At 45.5% G+C, this 15938-nt stretch carries 16 protein-coding genes; 8 read left to right on the top strand and 8 right to left on the bottom strand.

The features are described from left to right. Positions 1 to 12 precede the first annotated feature (12 nt). Both AAA942_RS12935 and AAA942_RS12930 read left to right on the top strand, forming a co-directional pair. Entirely contained in the window at positions 13 to 2148 is a 2136-nt protein-coding gene (locus tag AAA942_RS12935) for a S9 family peptidase (protein WP_338220899.1), read from the top strand. A gap of 121 nt (positions 2149 to 2269) precedes the next feature. Then, entirely contained in the window at positions 2270 to 2974 is a 705-nt protein-coding gene (locus AAA942_RS12930) for a hypothetical protein (RefSeq protein WP_338220696.1), read from the top strand. Here AAA942_RS12930 and AAA942_RS12925 read toward each other — a convergent pair. Then, the gene (locus AAA942_RS12925; protein ID WP_338220695.1) at positions 2971 to 3210 is read right to left on the bottom strand and encodes a hypothetical protein; all 240 of its coding nucleotides are present in this window, start codon (positions 3208 to 3210) and stop codon (positions 2971 to 2973) included. The two genes, AAA942_RS12930 and AAA942_RS12925, sit on opposite strands and share 4 nt — an antisense overlap. A gap of 130 nt (positions 3211 to 3340) precedes the next feature. After that, positions 3341 to 4690 carry an MBL fold metallo-hydrolase gene (locus tag AAA942_RS12920; RefSeq protein WP_338220694.1) on the bottom strand — a complete coding sequence of 450 codons (1350 nt, stop codon included), beginning with the start codon at positions 4688 to 4690 and terminating at the stop codon, positions 3341 to 3343. 158 nt (positions 4691 to 4848) lie between these two features. On the opposite strand from AAA942_RS12920, the gene AAA942_RS12915 reads away from it, so the two are divergent. Further along, positions 4849 to 5337: a C40 family peptidase gene (locus AAA942_RS12915; protein WP_338220693.1), complete on the top strand. Its 489-nt coding sequence runs from the start codon at positions 4849 to 4851 to the stop codon at positions 5335 to 5337. A gap of 53 nt (positions 5338 to 5390) precedes the next feature. On the opposite strand, the gene AAA942_RS12910 is transcribed toward AAA942_RS12915, so the two are convergent. The 6 genes from AAA942_RS12910 to AAA942_RS12885 are packed head-to-tail and all read right to left on the bottom strand — an operon-like array spanning position 5391 to position 12134. After that, on the bottom strand, positions 5391 to 5996 hold the full coding sequence (locus AAA942_RS12910) for an HmuY family protein (protein WP_338220692.1): 606 nt from the start codon (positions 5994 to 5996) through the stop codon (positions 5391 to 5393). Positions 5997 to 6014: 18 nt separating this feature from the next. Then, a complete protein-coding gene (locus AAA942_RS12905; protein WP_338220691.1) occupies positions 6015 to 8318 on the bottom strand; it encodes a TonB-dependent receptor in 2304 nt (767 codons plus the stop codon). A gap of 41 nt (positions 8319 to 8359) precedes the next feature. After that, complete coding sequence (locus AAA942_RS12900; protein ID WP_338220690.1) at positions 8360 to 9409, bottom strand: hemin-degrading factor; 1050 nt, start codon at positions 9407 to 9409, stop codon at positions 8360 to 8362. 2 nt (positions 9410 to 9411) lie between these two features. Continuing rightward, positions 9412 to 10170, bottom strand: a complete 759-nt coding sequence (locus AAA942_RS12895; RefSeq protein WP_445083346.1) for a heme ABC transporter ATP-binding protein — start codon at positions 10168 to 10170, stop codon at positions 9412 to 9414. A 44-nt stretch (positions 10171 to 10214) separates the two neighbouring features. Beyond that, positions 10215 to 11267 carry a FecCD family ABC transporter permease gene (locus AAA942_RS12890; RefSeq protein WP_338220688.1) on the bottom strand — a complete coding sequence of 351 codons (1053 nt, stop codon included), beginning with the start codon at positions 11265 to 11267 and terminating at the stop codon, positions 10215 to 10217. Between the two features lie 3 nt (positions 11268 to 11270). Continuing rightward, positions 11271 to 12134 (bottom strand): heme/hemin ABC transporter substrate-binding protein, encoded by an 864-nt coding sequence (locus AAA942_RS12885; protein ID WP_338220687.1) that lies wholly within the window; start codon positions 12132 to 12134, stop codon positions 11271 to 11273. A 274-nt stretch (positions 12135 to 12408) separates the two neighbouring features. Here AAA942_RS12885 and atpD point away from each other — a divergent pair, with 274 nt between their 5' ends. The 5 genes from atpD (at position 12409) to hpf (ending at position 15902) form a co-directional block, all read left to right on the top strand. Continuing rightward, positions 12409 to 13911: a F0F1 ATP synthase subunit beta gene (atpD, locus tag AAA942_RS12880; protein WP_338220686.1), complete on the top strand. Its 1503-nt coding sequence runs from the start codon at positions 12409 to 12411 to the stop codon at positions 13909 to 13911. A gap of 84 nt (positions 13912 to 13995) precedes the next feature. Then, the gene (atpC, locus tag AAA942_RS12875) at positions 13996 to 14244 is read left to right on the top strand and encodes an ATP synthase F1 subunit epsilon (protein ID WP_338220685.1); all 249 of its coding nucleotides are present in this window, start codon (positions 13996 to 13998) and stop codon (positions 14242 to 14244) included. Positions 14245 to 14363: 119 nt separating this feature from the next. Further along, positions 14364 to 14558 (top strand): 30S ribosomal protein S21, encoded by a 195-nt coding sequence (rpsU, locus tag AAA942_RS12870; RefSeq protein ID WP_338220684.1) that lies wholly within the window; start codon positions 14364 to 14366, stop codon positions 14556 to 14558. A 117-nt stretch (positions 14559 to 14675) separates the two neighbouring features. Beyond that, the gene (locus tag AAA942_RS12865) at positions 14676 to 15560 is read left to right on the top strand and encodes a tyrosine-type recombinase/integrase (protein ID WP_338220683.1); all 885 of its coding nucleotides are present in this window, start codon (positions 14676 to 14678) and stop codon (positions 15558 to 15560) included. 36 nt (positions 15561 to 15596) lie between these two features. After that, positions 15597 to 15902 (top strand): ribosome hibernation-promoting factor, HPF/YfiA family, encoded by a 306-nt coding sequence (gene hpf, locus AAA942_RS12860; RefSeq protein ID WP_338220682.1) that lies wholly within the window; start codon positions 15597 to 15599, stop codon positions 15900 to 15902. Positions 15903 to 15938: the final 36 nt, after the last annotated feature.

Genomic DNA, 15938 nt, shown 5'->3' with positions numbered 1-15938 from the left:
GCGATGATCGGAATGGCTCTCAGCACTCAGGCCCAAAGCCTGAAAAAAGTAACGCTCGAAGACGTCTTCAAAAAAGGAACCTTCAGCCAAAAGTCCGTCAATGGAATCAACTGGATGAAAGACGGGCAGTTTTACAGTTCGCAGGTGCAGCGTGGTGGAGCACCGGCTGTCGTTAAAATCAACCTAGCCACTGGAGAAGAAGCCGGAGTCTTGCTGGATGGAACCCAACTGGGTGTAAGCTTTTCCAGCTACTCCTTCAATGCCGACGAGTCCAAGGCACTAATTGCCACTGACGTGGAATCCATCTACCGCCGCTCCTCCAAAGGTGTTTTCTACGTGGTAGATCTGGCCACTGGCCAAAAGCAGCAGCTGATGAACGGAGAGAAAATCTCCTACGCTACGCTCTCTCCGGACAATGACAAAGTAGCTTTTGTCAAAGACAACAACCTCTTTGTGGTGGAACTGGCCAATAACAAACTGACCCAAGTCACTACCGACGGAGAATGGAACAAAATCATCAACGGAGCAGCCGACTGGGTGTACGAGGAGGAATTTTCCATGGCAAAGGCTTTCAAATGGTCTCCTGACGGAAAAAAGATCGCCTTTATCCGCTTCGATGAGACCCAAGTCCCAGAATTCAATATGCAACTTTGGGGGCCACTTTATCCCCAGGATTACAAGTTCAAGTATCCAAAGGCAGGAGAAAAAAACTCCCTGGTCAGCATCCATGTCTACGATTTGGCGACAGCGAAAACCCAAAAAATCGATGCAGGTACTGAAACAGATATCTACCTTCCTAGAATCTACTGGACCAAGGATGCCAACACGCTGGCTTTCCTCCGAATGAACCGACTCCAAAATCAACTGGACCTCTTTCATGCCAATGCCACCTTAGGAGAAAGTAAGCTGATCATCTCCGAAACATCCAAAACCTACGTGGACCTCGACTACAACGATGACCTGCAATACCTCAGCGATGGCAAGACCTTTATCCGTACTTCTGAGCAGGACGGCTTCAAGCACATTTACCACCACAATATGGACGGTACGCTGATTCGTCAAATCACCTCCGGCAACTGGGAAGTCACTTCCATGGTAGGAATCGATGAAAAGGCTAAAAAACTCTACTTCATCTCCACTGAAGCCTCCCCACTCGAGCGCAATTTCTATGTGATCAACTTGGATGGAAAAGGCAAAAAGCTGCTAACCCCGGCAAAGGGCAGCCATTCGATCAATATGAGTCCGGATCACAAGTTTTTCATTGATTATTACTCGACTTCGGATACTCCTGTCAAAGTGACTTTAAATGATGCCGCTGGAAAAGAACTCAAAGTTTTGGAAGACAATCAGGCTTTGAAAGATCGCTTGGCGGGTTTCGCCTTGGGTAAAAAGGAGTTTTTCACCTTCCCAACCGTGGATGGAACTGAACTGAACGGCTATATCATTAAGCCGGCGGACTTTGACCCAAGCAAAAAGTATCCTGTCCTGATGTACGTGTACGGTGGTCCGGGTTCGCAAAATGTCCTGAATTCCTGGGGAGGAACCCGCGACTTTTGGCATCAGGCATTGGCAGCAGAGGGAATTATCGTGGCCTGTGTAGACAATCGAGGCACCGGAGCCCGTGGTCGTGATTTCAAGCATTCTACTTATGCCAACCTAGGGAAGCTTGAAACTATCGACCAGATTCAAGGGGCCAAGTATTTTGCAAAAATGCCTTTTGTAGATCCTTCCCGAATCGGAATCTGGGGTTGGTCATACGGAGGTTACATGTCCTCGCTTTCCCTGATGATCGGAAATGACGTATTCAAAACCGCTATCGCCGTGGCTCCGGTCACCACTTGGAGATACTACGACACGATCTACACCGAGCGCTATCTGCAAACTCCCCAGCTCAACCCTGCAGGATATGACGACAACAGCCCGATCACGCATGTGAATAAGCTGAAAGGCAACTTCCTCCTCATTCATGGCACCGGAGATGACAATGTGCATTTCCAAAACTCAGTTGACCTCGTAGATGCTTTGATCAAAGCTAATAAGCAGTTTGAGACGTTTTATTATCCCAACCGAAACCATGGCATCTACGGAGGCAATACCACTTGGCATTTGTACACACAGATGACCGATTTCTTGAAGAGAAAGTTGTAAAAACCTCCCGATTCAAAACAAAAAACCGCAGGATGAAAATTCTGCGGTTTTTTATTGTAGCGCTAGCTGAGAACTAAACGTCTTGACTTAAAATACTTTTTCTTAACCAAAATCAGCCTTTATGAAATATGCGTTGAAAATTTTCCCTACACTGCTTTTATGCTTTACCCTTTTCTCTTGCCAAGAGAATGAAGAACCTGAAAACCTGCTTGAAGAAGTGGGTTTTGAGGGGACTTTGCCTGATGGAAGTATTTTTGGAACTACGAATATTCGATCTGGGAATGGAAGTGGGAGTTTGGGAATCAATGGGAAATTTCAGGGCTACCATTTTCTTGATATCAGAACATTTGATCATAAATGGTCTATTGGGCTGGAAACCCCATCTCAACCCCTCCCAGATCATATCCCTAGAGGTGAAAATGTCCCATTTCAGGATATAGTGAACTTATTCAATACCTATTATCCCTATGAGGATTTAGTAGAGGTTTTTCTGGCTGAAAAATCAAAAGCTGATTCTGACCCCAATTATACCAGTTTCGATCAATTTAGAATAGATGTAGCAAATCAGGAAAAGTATTATGCCTACTTAACGGATAACTTTTTTCCAAAAAAAGGTGGGAAAATCCGGATTTTAGCGGTGGAGGAAGGTCTGGTGAAGAATCTTTCTGGACAAGATGTAAGAAAAATCGAGGTCGTTCTGGAATTTGATCTTCCCATGAAATCCACTGACCCAACAGTAGAGATTCAAGAAGGCAATTTGAAAGGCGTGGGTAGATTTAGATACCGGGAGGATTTTTATCAGGGAGAATTGGAAAAATTTGATTAGCCAATCTTAATCTGATCCAAGTAAAATTTCATCCGACTATGGTCCCGGGGTAAAAAATCGATCTTGTCGATTTTATCTTCCTTGTGATTGTAAAAAACTTCCACGTATTCATCTTCCAGCAGATACAGATTGACCTTGTGCCGGTAGTACCGAATCCCCACCACAAAGGTACCTTCCATATAGAGGGTTTTGATCTTTTGGAAAAGGGGCAACTGACTGAATTCTTCCCGGCTCATGGATTGGCATTTCTGAGAAAGACATGAAAATACCCATTTTGGTTGGCTTTTTTTCAAAAAATCTAGGGCTAAGCATCAAAAAAGCCCCTGAAAAATCCAGGGGCTTGGGGGTGATTTCCAACTTTTCTCCTTAGTGAGCTACAGGTACCTGAAAGTCCTTGATCGCTTCGCTGAAATCAAAAACTTCAACGCTTTCGACCTGACCAGCCACAATGCTGGAACCTGCCGCTGATCGGTATCCTCCTGCACAGTGGATTAGGACCGGCTTTCCGGTAGGAATCTCGGCAGTTCTCTCTCTCAGTTCCTGAAGTGGAATATTCAAGGATCCTTCGAAAATGGGTGAGTTTGCATGCTCATCCCTGCTACGGATATCCACGATGGTAAAGGCGTCCTGATTGGCTTTGAAACCTTCCACATCAAAAGAAGTCCCTTTTTCGGTCATTCCTGCTGGATTGACCACTACGCCATGGATCAATTGCTCGTATCCGATTTTGGCAGATTTGGTAATCAAAATCTCCAATTCTGCAGCTGAATCAGCGACTAGGAAAAACTTCTCCTCAGGACCAACAATGGATCCTAACCAAGTTTCAAATTTGCCGCCATTCATGATATTGATCGCTCCTGGGATATGCCCATTTACAAATTGCTCATTCTTTCTGGCATCGATAACCAAAGCCCCCTCAGGAAGGGTAGATCCTTCCGGCCAAATACTTATCTGAGAAAGGGAACGCTGATATGCAGGAGCCCCTTTTTTGTTCATATCCACATCATAGCCAAAGTACTTGGGGATGTATGGCTGTCCCTGAAGCAGGGAATCCATAAAAGTCTTTTCGTCCAAATCAGAGAAAGCCCAGTTGGTAGCACGCTGCTCACCGATGGTAGACTGACGGGCATCGCTAAGGTTTTTCCCACAAAGCGATCCGGCACCATGTGCAGGGAATACTAGGATATCATCTGCAAGCGGCTTCAACTTATTCTGAACAGTGTGGTACATCATCCGAGCCAATTCCTCGCGCTGAGCGGTCATATTCCCGGCTTTTTCTCTCAAATCCGGACGTCCGACGTCACCGATAAATAAAGTATCACCGGAAAACAAGGCATGATCTTTTCCATTTTCATCCTTCAACAAGATGCTGATCGAATCCGGTGAGTGACCTGGGGTGTGAAGAGCGTGGAAAATCACTTTTCCCATTTGGAAGGAATCTCCTTCATCAAATCCTGTATGAGGATACTCAGCCCCAACCATTTTGGAGACGTAGATGGTAGCTCCTTCATTCTTGTGGAATTCCAAATGTGAACTCACAAAGTCAGCATGTGGATGAGTCTCGATAACTGCCACGATCTGGGCATCGTTTTCCTCTGCAAAGTCATAATATTGCTGGGGATTTCTTCTTGGGTCTACCAGCGCTACTTTTCCTTCAGATAGAATAGCATAGCTTGCATGAGCTAGGCCTTCGTCATAAAACTGTTTGATATTCATGGTCGTGTAATTTTTCTGTTTTGATGGTACAAAGATAAAACCTGACAAAAATCAGTTTTGGTGATCGAAATCACTTAAGAAAAATCCATGTTCCCCGGAGAAATTCTTGAAAATTAATCCTCAGTGAGGTAAACTTGAATCAAGCAAAACAAATTCCCTTGAGACTAAAGAATTTTTCTCTATCCCGATCCTTCCTTTTTCTGACACTTATCACCCTAATTGTCTTTGGCTGCAAATCAAAAAAGAAGATTGCTGAGGAAAGTCCTGCATTTACCGTGATCCAAACCGCCAAATCCTACCGGGGCACTCCTTACAAGTTCGGAGGAACCACCCGCGCGGGAATGGATTGTTCAGCCTTGGTTTTTCATTCCTATTATTCAGTCGGGATCAACCTACCCCGTATGTCCGCTGATCAAAGCAAAGTCGGCCAAAAGATCAAAATTCAGGAAGTGCAGCCGGGAGATTTGCTTTTTTTCGCTACGGGCCGGAGAAGAAATCAAGTCTCACATTCGGGTATAGTGACTGAAGCTGCCAAAGGGGAAATCCGCTTTATCCATGCTTCAACCTCCTTGGGAGTCACCGAAGACTACTTGAGCAATTCTTACTGGAAAAAGGCCTTTCTTTTTGCAACACGGATATTGGAATAAAAAAAGAGCACCGAAGTGCTCTCTTTTACCCAGTTTAAAAAATCTATCTAAACTCAGAAATTCATAGATCCATTAGCCTGAAGCACATATCTGAAGGTGTAATGGGCGCTTGGAGTAGTCATCGGGTTGATTTCCGCAACGGGAGGATTTCCTTTATAGTAACTCAAAATCTCAATTTTGGAATAGTTCCCTGCTGCAGTCTGCACTAAAATCACGCGTCCGGGAATAGGAGTCACGGTAAAGGTGGCTGGGTTGTAATTGTACCATCCACTTCCACTACCGGTAGGGATTGCAAAGGTGCTTTCCGTATCTGTTGCAAATACAGCGGAAGAAGGCACACTATTAATCTCCTCAAAGATACCTGTTACGATGGCGGCTTTGACGTCTTTTGATGCATTGACACGAATCGTGGTCCCCTTAAATGCCAAATCCCAGTCTTCGGATTCACTGACAAGAGAATTGGACTCCAGACTGAAAAACTGAAACGGTCTCTCCTCGGTCACCTGACCAGTCACCCGGTCGATCACATCATTAGGTGCGGCAAGATCTTCAACCAGCACAGCTTCCAATGGGACTAATGGCTCTGGGGTATCTTCACTGCAAGCAGAAAAGAATCCAAGGGATAGGAATAGAAATAGCGGTTTTACTAGCGTTTTCATTTGTAATTTAGGTTTGATTTATTTTTGAATAAGGTTTGCAAAAGGAATTCTAAGCCCGGCGAAAAGCACTCTTCCGGGATTGTTGGGTTGTTGTGGAGTCAGTGTGCCCAGGATATTTGTTGCTCCCACCTCCAGGAAAATCCCTGAGGAAAGGGTTTTGGTTACCGTGAGGTTAAGGCTAACCCAGCCGTCAGCATATTCAAGGTCATCATCCAGGATGAGGTTACCGTTTAGGTCGGCAAAACCGAATCGCCCCCTGTAAATAGCACGAAGCGCCCAGTCTGTCCCGGTCCAGTTTTCCCGGTAATTGATCTTGAAATTTCCACTATGTCGGCTTCGGTTGAATAAGCCTCCATAATCTGATCTTTCTACACGAGAGGTTCGATTTTGACTGTCTCGCTTGAAGACCTCCCCAGCATCAATCCGGTCAAGGGCATCTTTGTCATAGGAGTCCAGAAAAGCATAGCCCAAGCTCAGACTAAGATGCGGTGAAATCTGGTAGCTGATATCGGTCTCCACACCTTGGGTGACCACTTGGCGGATATTGAAGTAGGAAAAAGCGTTCTGACCGGAGACCAACTGAGCAATCGGAGCTGTTTCGATGAGGTTGTCAATGGCATTTCTGTAGGCATTGACTTGGATCAGCCACTTTGCACCCGGTTTCCATCGAAATCCTGTATTCAAAGCCAAGGAAGTTTCAGCGGTCAAATTCCCCAAGGTCTCCGGCTGAATCAGGACTCTGGCCACCAATCCCTGGTCCTGAAGTCTCTGAATTCCCTCCTCAGCCAGCAATGCTCCAAAGACATAATAGCCAGAGGCAGCATTGTTGAAGTTGAGCAACAGCTGACGGAAATCCGGAGCCTTAAAGCCTGCTCCAAAAGAAGCCTGCCAGCTGAATTTTTCAGAAAACTTATACTGTCCGGAAATCTTGGGACTAAGTCTGTTACCATACTGATTGTGAAAATCAGCCCTCAAACCGGTCACCAAATTGACCTTGACATGAGGATCCCATTGATGCTGTAGGAAAAAGTAGCCTGCGTCAAAACGATTGAGACCATCGTATCGGGTAGCTTCTACGGTTTCTACCAAATGTCCCATTCCCAGCGTGAACAGATTCCTTGAATTGGCCTGCCAGTCGGTTTGCAGTTCTGTGCGGTGATAGAATTGATTAAAATCCTGGAAATCAAAGGCGCTGCCGTCACTCTGGAATCGAGTATCTGAAACCGTAGAAAACCAAGAACTCATTCCCCGAAGGGTGAAAAGAAGGTTTTCACTGGGTCTGAATCGAAGTGTTGGGTTGAAGTTGAAATCCTGTCTTGAATTCTCCATTGCCAGCATTTCAGGAGAAGCGCCGGAGGTTTGCATTTGCCCGGAAGAATTCTCGGAGTAGCCTCTGAGGAATAGGTTCAGATCAAATTTTTCACTGATTTTTCCTCCAAGTTTCACTTGGGCCGTTTGGGCTTGGTAGGGATTTTGGGTCTGACCTACATTCTCGGGAGTAAGATCAAATCCATCGGTAGAGAAATAATCATAGAGGATTTTGGCAGACCATTTTTCGTTTCCGATACCCACTTCCGCATAAGGATTCCAGGTATTGAAGGAGCGGAATCTCAAGCCCAAGTCCAGCTGAGTTTGCTCATCGACAGGCTTGGTAATGATATTGATTACTCCGGCCATTGCCTCGCTTCCATAAATAGCACTGGAAGGGCCACGTAGAATTTCTATCCGCTCGATTGAGGAAACGGAGATTCTGTCCAAGTCAAAGGTACCTGCAGTCCGGCCGATCAAAGGTTCGCCGTCAAGCAGAATCAGAATGTAATCTGAATCCAATCCTTGCATTTGCAAGCCTGCCCCATGGTCTGAGGTGATCTGAAGGCCGGTCTGCTCTCGCAAAACTTCTGAAAGTCTCAATCCCCCGGTTTGTTGGATTTGTTCCGAATTGAGGACAGTGACGGGCATTGGAAGGTCTTCCACCGTGCGGTCAGTCCGGGTGGCGGCCACAACTACCTCCTGCAAGGATCCGGTTTTTTCTTTCAAAACTACCGCGTCTGCCTGCCTCCATTCTTCCGTGCTGAGTTTTTTAGTCTCAAATCCCATCGCAAAGACGAGGATTTCTCCCTCCTGAACCGGAATCGCAGGTATCTCTCCTTTGTCATTCACTGGAATCGGAGCCGTCCCATTTACCTTGATGAGTGCATGAGGAATTGGATTTCCCTGAGCATCCAAAATTTTCTTGGCTCCATCACCCGCCCAAGCCAATCCAACTAGGGTGAAAAAGAGAGAAAACAGAAGCTTGAATTTATTTAGATTAATTCTAAACATAAATTGAAAATTTTGGCGGAGGGGTAGCCTCCGCCGGTATTTTAATTGAGGGTGTCCAGTAGGGCTTTCCACTCCGGCTTTTGGGGAATTCCCGGCTTTCTCAGGCCGAAGAATTGGGCGACCATTTCCCCATCTTTATCGAAAAGCTCCAAAGCCGAAACCAATCCTTCCGTGGTATTTTTGTGAACTACGAAAGCTCGGGCCACCTTGGATTCATTCAAGTGCATATTAAACTCAGGATCCATCACATTCAGCCAGTCTCCCATCATCCGGATGGTGTTGACTTTGCCCTGATGGATTTGAATATTCCCCATATTTCCGGCAAAAATCATAATGGGTAACTGGGTCTCTGAAGCTGATTCCAAGATTTTTCGAGAGGAAAGCCTATCCACTTCGTATGCCCACTTGTCGTCGATCCATTCTACTGCATTCAGCCGGTTGAGCTTGTATTTGCGAAGCATGCCAAAGAAATCATGAGTATCCTTCATGTTTTCCCAATCCGACGAAAAAGAGGCTTCATCCAATTCTTCTCTGCCGATGTATTCTTTGGCTGGAAAAGACTCCAAAACCAGTACGGGGCTCTGCTCTTCTGCCTGATGATCTTTGAGGAAGAGCTCTGCAAATTCCAGATTGGTTTCTTCCTGAAAGAAAATCTTCATCACGGCATTACCCTCTTTGTCAAAATACTGAAGGCTATTTTGAGGTCCTCTTGGGGTGTCGTTGGATACGGCAAAGCCAAACTTCCACGCCCCAAAAAATACGCGCTGTTCTATCGGCCCAATTACGGTTCCTATCTGCTGTGGCCCAGCCTGCATGATATCTATTTTTTGAAAAGTGCCTTTGTGCTCTAGCACGCATCCCTCATTCCTGGTCAGGGACATGACTTTTCCCAACTTGGGAAACTTCTGCACCTGATCTACAAAGTCTTCTTTCAGACGGATGACATTATCGCCCATTCCGGTAGCCAATAGTTCCGCTTCGGATACGCCTAGCTTTTGGGCTGCGTCTCTGATTCTCAGCTGAGGTTCTTTTGCTTTCAGCTCTTCCCATGCATTTTTTAGGCTGGAGGTGGTGATGAATGCTGTTTCCATAATTAGGCTTGTTTAGATTTTGAAAGATTGGAAAAGGAATGGGCAGAAGTACCCACGATCCAGTGGCCATTAAGTGGGTTTTTCATCAACTGAACAGGATAATCGAAAACTTGGGAAAGAAGCTTTTCTTCCATGATTTCATTGACCGCACCGACTCTGGCGACCAGGCCATTTTTCAGTAAGGCGATTCGGTCAGCGTATTGAGCGGCCAGATTGAGTTCATGCAGAATGACCAAAATCCCGATGTTTTTGGCTTTGAGTTTTTCAAGTATTCCCAATACGGCGTGCTGTTGTGCTATATCCAGACTGGAAGTAGGTTCATCCAAGAGAAGATATCTCGGGAAAGGCTTGGTATCCCAGATCTGCACCAATACTCTTGCCAGCTGTACCCGCTGCTTTTCTCCTCCGGACAGGTGCTGGTAGAGCTTGTTTTGGAGGGGCGTAGTTCCGGTCAGATCCATTACTTCGTCCAGGATTTTCCGTGGATTCTTAGCTTTTATTGTAATCAGCCCCAATTCAATGACTTCTCGGGCAGAAAAAGGGAAATTCACAGAAGAATGCTGAGGCATTACTGCTCGGACTTCAGCCAATTGACGGGGCTTGAGTGAGCCAATCTGGAGTCCATTGTATTCCACTTGACCATGGCTGCAGGGGATTTCTCCCGAAAGAATCTTGAACAGTGTGGACTTTCCGGCTCCGTTTGGTCCAAGCACGGCCAGAATTTCCCCTGGCTGAATCACCAGATTGGCCTGATCTACAATGGGCTTTTTTCGGATGCAAAAATGAATGGCTTGAGCACTTAGCATTAGCTTCTGGATTTATGAAGTTGAAAGATCAAAGCAATGAAGAATGGGGCACCTAGAAGGGCAGTAATGACTCCGATAGGCAGTTCGGCAGGAGCTACCCAAGTCCTTCCAATCAAGTCGGCGACATTGAGAAGGATCGCTCCCAAGAGGAAGGAGGCTGGTAAAACCAGCCGATGATCTGCTCCAAAGCTGATTCGGATCAAGTGGGGAACGACCAGACCTACAAAGCCGATCATCCCGGTAAATGCAACTCCCACACCGACAATCAATGCAGTAAGCAGGAGCAGTTTGATTTTGGTTTGTTTGACATTCACCCCCATGTGGAAGGCCTCCTGCTCTCCCAGAGAGAGGGCGTTGAGGTTTTTGCTTTCTCCAATTAGGAGCAGAGAGGGAAGAAGGATTAATCCAGCTGCAAGTGGGACTTTGGCCCAGGAGGTCCCTCCCAAATCTCCCAAACTCCAAAAAGTGAAGCTTCTCAAAGCCGCATCATCAGCATAGAATAAAGTCAACCCGATCAGGGCTCCGGCGAGCGCATTGATTGCCACTCCCGCAAGGATCAAGGTGGCGGTATCGGTTTTTCCCCTACCTCCCAAGAAATAAACGGCCAATACATGAATCAAACCGCCCAAAAAGGCAAAGAAAGGAAGACCGACAAGAGTAATCCAAGCAAAAGATTGGGCAATCCCCGGAATCAATACCAAGAAAATCACAGCAAACAAGGCGCTTCCGCTACTGACTCCAATTAAGCCTGGCTCTACCAAAGGATTCCTAAACAAGCCTTGCAAGGAAGCACCGGCGATACCCAACCCACCACCGATCAAAGTCGCCATCAGGATTCGGGGAAGTCGAATAGAATACAAGACATTGACTTGCCGGGACTCGTATTCCACCCAGTCAATCGGAAAGAGGATTGACACCACCTGAGCAAAAGAAATCGAAAATACCCCTTGGGATAAGGAAAACAACCCTAACACCACAAGAAATACCAGCATTCCCCCTAGCAAAAGGGAGTTGACTCTGGATTTGGTATGGTTTAGAGTAAGATTATTCATGGCTTAAGGTCTTGTTGCTTTTGCCAGTTCCAAAGCAGCTTTTCCTGCTCGTGGCCCGAAAGCAGATAAATAATGTCCGTCAAAAACAAGAATCCGATCATTTTTGAAGGCTTCGGTCTCTTTGATTCCCTGAACTCCGGCAAGGCCATCTTTTCCACCCAGACTTTCGATACCCGATTCGAAAAGCACGAGATAGTCTGGATTGATTGCTACGAGAGCCTCGGGGGTCAAGGGAATAAAATCTTTGAAACCCGTGGAAACGGACTGAATACCAGCCATTTTGAACATCTCAGCCGAAAAAGTCTCATCCCCGGCCAAAAAAACCGTCTGAGGACCTCTCGCCATGATAAAGGCTGCAGAAGGAGAAGTATTATGCTCACTCAAGAAGGCGCTCAATGCCTTTTGATCCTCTTCAATGGTCGAAATGAGTTCATTTCCTGCCTCCTCAGCTTCAAATAACTTGGCCAGATTGCTGATAAAATATTTGGTCTCCTCCAGATTTTTGGGCTTTGGGAAAAGTTGAACCCGAATTCCTGAACTTTCCAACTGATCCACTACCTCTTCATTGAGATAAGCTTCTTCGACCAGAACCAACTCAGGACCCAAGGACAGGATTCCCTCTGATTTGATCTGATTCCTATAGCCAATGCTGGGCAAATCCTGCATGGAGGCCGGATAGGTTGAGGTGATATCGGTAGCAATGATCCGATCTCCAAATCCCAAAGAATAAACCACCTCTGTTAGGGTTCCCCCAGCGGTAATAATTCTTTCAGGAACTTCATCGGATTCCTCATCGGTCTGCTTAGGTGCTGAGCATGAACCCATAAGGAGTAGTAAGGCTAAGAATAAGGAATAGTTGGCTTTCATTTATTTAGACTGAATCAAAACAATGGCAAAATTATACTTAATTAGATTCAGTCCAAATAAAATTTAATGAAATTAATTTATGCCTGTTTTAGGAAAGATTTATGGACTCGGGAAACTGAAAAAATCTTCTGCTGAAAAGGCTGGGTGTAGGTCTGCTGAGGAAAAGAGAAACATTCGGGATTAATTTTCCAAATATCCTTTGGGATTAGCCGTTTATGACTAATTTTGCGCACGAATTAAAAAAGCGTATCCTTTTTACATTTCATCTAATCAAATGGCAAATATTGGAAAGATAACTCAGGTAATCGGGCCCGTAGTGGACGTTTCCTTTGAGGACGGCAAGTTACCCAACATCCTGGATGCATTGGAAGTAACCAAAGAAAACGGCCAAAGCGTCGTTTTGGAGGTTCAGCAGCACCTGGGAGAAGACCGAGTGAGAACCATCGCGATGGACTCATCCGAAGGTATGGTAAGAGGTATGGAAGTAAGAGACATGGGACAGCCCATCTCTGTTCCCACCGGTGAAGCAATCAAAGGCCGTCTTTTCAATGTGGTAGGTGAAGCAATCGACGGATTGCCTCAGGTTCCTGCTGGAAAGCGTCTGCCAATCCACCGTTCCGCACCCAAATTTGAAGATCTTTCCACTTCTACCGAAGTACTTTACACCGGTATCAAAGTAATCGACTTGATCGAACCTTATGCAAAAGGTGGTAAAATCGGTTTGTTCGGTGGTGCCGGTGTGGGTAAGACCGTATTGATTCAGGAATTGATCAACAACATCGCCAAGGCATACTCCGGTTTGTCCGTGTTTGCCGGTGTAGGTGAAAGAACCCGTGAAGGAAACGACCTTTTGAGAGAAATGATCGAGTCTGGCATCGTGACTTACGGTGAAGACTTTATCCATAGCCTGGAAGAAGAAGGCGGTTGGGATCTATCCAAAGTAGACTTGAAGAAACTGGAAGATTCGAAGGCAACCTTCGTATTCGGTCAGATGAACGAGCCTCCTGGAGCCCGTGCACGAGTGGCTTTGACCGGATTGACTTTGGCAGAATACTATAGAGATGGTGATGGTACAGGACAGGGACGTGATATCCTATTCTTTATCGACAACATCTTCCGATTCACTCAGGCAGGATCTGAAGTATCCGCTTTGTTGGGTCGTATGCCATCAGCGGTAGGTTATCAGCCTACTTTAGCTACCGAAATGGGTGCCATGCAGGAGCGAATCACTTCAACAAAAAATGGCTCCATTACTTCCGTGCAGGCCGTTTACGTACCTGCGGATGATTTGACTGACCCGGCTCCTGCGACGACTTTTGCGCACTTGGATGCCACTACCGTATTGTCCCGTAAGATTGCCGAGTTGGGTATTTACCCTGCGGTGGATCCTTTGGATTCCACTTCCAGAATTCTTTCTCCGGATATCTTGGGCGATGATCACTACAACTGTGCTCAGCGAGTGAAGGAAATCCTTCAGCGATACAAAGAATTGCAGGATATCATCGCCATCCTCGGTATGGAAGAACTTTCTGAAGAGGATAAGATGGTAGTACATAGAGCTCGACGAGTTCAACGATTCCTTTCTCAGCCTTTCCACGTAGCGGAGCAGTTTACCGGTTTGAAAGGCGTATTGGTAGACATCAAAGACACCATCAAAGGCTTCAACATGATCATGGACGGGGAATTGGATCACCTTCCTGAGGCAGCTTTCAACTTGGTAGGTAGCATCGAAGATGCCATTGCTAAGGGTGAAAAGATGTTGGCTGAAGTGAAATAAGAAAATTAGTTACTGGTTATTAGTTATTGGTTTCAGAATGGGACCAATAACTTTTCAACTTACTAACTCAATAACTATACAAACATGCAATTAGAAATCATCACTCCTGACAAGAAAGTCTTCGAAGGCGAGGTATCCGAGGCCAGCTTCCCCGGTGCATCAGGGTCTTTTCAGGTGCTGAACAACCACGCGCCGATTGTGTCTGCTTTGGCTAAGGGTGCAGTATCCTTTACTGTCAAAGAAGGAGGCAAGCAGTCATTGATTGTCGAAGGCGGTGTCGTGGAGGTAAAAAACAATGTAATTGTAGTTTTGGCTGAAAAAATCCTCAGCTAATCCACAGTAAATATAAAAGAAAAAGTCCAACTCGGAAGGGTTGGACTTTTTTTTAGACATTCTTATTCTTTTAAAAATTATTCCCTTACATTTGCCCCCACGAAAGGGGGTGTACACTTATGATCATAGTAAACGTAAAAGAAAACGAATCCATCGAAAAAGCGCTAAAGCGCTTCAAAAAGAAGTTTGACAAGACCGGTGCGGTTCGCGAACTAAGAGCCCGTCAGGCTTTCACCAAACCTTCCGTCAAAAGAAGAGATCAAGTCATCAAAGCGGCTTACAAGCAAAGACTTCAGAACGAAGCTAACAAGTAATTCACTTTGACTTCAGCATAAACCTGCTCCTTCGAGCAGGTTTTTTTTTGCCCAAATGATTTTTGTCACTGGATCATGGAGAATTTTCTCTTACCTTAATTAAAGTAAGATTAGCTTATGATCGATTCTTTCATCAATTACCTGGAGTTCGAAAAACGCAGCAGCGCACACACCGTGCTAGCCTACAGAAAAGACCTGGAGCAGGCAGCAGAATTCGTCCATTTGTCCTTTGAGCTTGCCAATCTGGAATCCTGCACACATGCCGAATTGAGAGCATGGATCATCGATCTGGTAGAGCAGGGAATGAGTGCCACCACCGTCAATCGAAAACTGGCCACCCTCCGGTCCTATTTCAAATTTTTGCTCAGATCCAAAGTCATCACAAAAGACCCCACCTATAAGTTAAAATCTCTTAAAACACCCAAAAAACTCCCGGATTTCGTGCAAGAATCCACCTTGGAAGACGTTTTGAAAGAGGAAGTTTATGACGCCACTTTCGAAGGCCAGCGAGACAGGATGGTGATGGAGTTTTTGTATCTCACGGGGATCCGACTCTCTGAATTGGTCAATTTGAAATGGAAAGACCTCAACCTAATTGAAAAGCAAGTCAAGGTGCTAGGAAAAAGACAAAAAGAAAGAATCATTCCCCTCACCAATGGCCTGCTTCAGAATATAATTCTGTATCAAAAAGAATTTGAGGAAAGGTTTTCAAAACTTGACGGGAATGACTACTTTATTGTGAGTAATAAGGGCGGGCAAAGCTATCCGATGATGATCTACAGAACAGTAAGGCAGTATTTGGATCTTTTTGCGCAGAATACGCGACGAAGTCCCCATATCCTGCGTCATACCTTCGCTACCCACCTGCTCAACAAGGGTGCGGATTTGAATGCGGTCAAGGATCTACTCGGCCATGCAAATCTCGCCGCAACCCAAGTCTACACCCACAATACCCTGGAAAAACTGAAGGCTGTGTTTGAACAGGCACATCCTAAAGCGTAAATAAATCAATTGTTCAACCACTAAATGCAAATCGTTATGAAACTGCAAATGCACTCCATCCACTTCGACGCTGACAGAAAGCTGATCGACTTTATTCAGAAAAAGGCAGACAAACTGGACACCTTTTACGACCGGATCATTGATGGAGAGGTTTTTATGAGACTAGATAAAAATGAGAAAAACGAAAATAAAATTGTGGAAATCAAGCTGAATGTCCCCGGCAAGCAGTTCTTTGCCAAGCACCAGGATGATTCCTTTGAGGCCGCTGCTGATGAAGCCGTAGAAGGCCTCAGAAGACAAATCAAAAAGTATAAAGAAAAAGTAGTCTTGGCCAAGCAATAAGTTTTAGCCAAATTTGTACCAAACCCTCAGGAAACT

This window comes from Algoriphagus sp. oki45 (genome assembly GCF_036245605.1).
Classification (GTDB): domain Bacteria; phylum Bacteroidota; class Bacteroidia; order Cytophagales; family Cyclobacteriaceae; genus Algoriphagus.
Note: the sequence above shows the minus strand (reverse complement) of the source record. Positions and strands in the feature narration are given on the sequence as shown.

Excerpts from the sequence above, each read along its gene's own strand:
- AAA942_RS12935 (WP_338220899.1), top strand. The coding sequence starts at position 13 with ATGGCTCTCAGCACTCAGGCCCAAAGCCTGAAAAAAGTAACGCTCGAA.
- AAA942_RS12930 (WP_338220696.1), top strand. The coding sequence starts at position 2,270 with ATGAAATATGCGTTGAAAATTTTCCCTACACTGCTTTTATGCTTTACC.
- AAA942_RS12925 (WP_338220695.1), bottom strand. The coding sequence starts at position 3,210 with ATGAGCCGGGAAGAATTCAGTCAGTTGCCCCTTTTCCAAAAGATCAAA.
- AAA942_RS12920 (WP_338220694.1), bottom strand. The coding sequence starts at position 4,690 with ATGAATATCAAACAGTTTTATGACGAAGGCCTAGCTCATGCAAGCTAT.
- AAA942_RS12910 (WP_338220692.1), bottom strand. The coding sequence starts at position 5,996 with ATGAAAACGCTAGTAAAACCGCTATTTCTATTCCTATCCCTTGGATTC.
- AAA942_RS12905 (WP_338220691.1), bottom strand. The coding sequence starts at position 8,318 with ATGTTTAGAATTAATCTAAATAAATTCAAGCTTCTGTTTTCTCTCTTT.
- AAA942_RS12900 (WP_338220690.1), bottom strand. The coding sequence starts at position 9,409 with ATGGAAACAGCATTCATCACCACCTCCAGCCTAAAAAATGCATGGGAA.
- AAA942_RS12890 (WP_338220688.1), bottom strand. The coding sequence starts at position 11,267 with ATGAATAATCTTACTCTAAACCATACCAAATCCAGAGTCAACTCCCTT.
- AAA942_RS12885 (WP_338220687.1), bottom strand. The coding sequence starts at position 12,134 with ATGAAAGCCAACTATTCCTTATTCTTAGCCTTACTACTCCTTATGGGT.
- atpD (WP_338220686.1), top strand. The coding sequence starts at position 12,409 with ATGGCAAATATTGGAAAGATAACTCAGGTAATCGGGCCCGTAGTGGAC.
- atpC (WP_338220685.1), top strand. The coding sequence starts at position 13,996 with ATGCAATTAGAAATCATCACTCCTGACAAGAAAGTCTTCGAAGGCGAG.
- rpsU (WP_338220684.1), top strand. The coding sequence starts at position 14,364 with ATGATCATAGTAAACGTAAAAGAAAACGAATCCATCGAAAAAGCGCTA.
- AAA942_RS12865 (WP_338220683.1), top strand. The coding sequence starts at position 14,676 with ATGATCGATTCTTTCATCAATTACCTGGAGTTCGAAAAACGCAGCAGC.
- hpf (WP_338220682.1), top strand. The coding sequence starts at position 15,597 with ATGAAACTGCAAATGCACTCCATCCACTTCGACGCTGACAGAAAGCTG.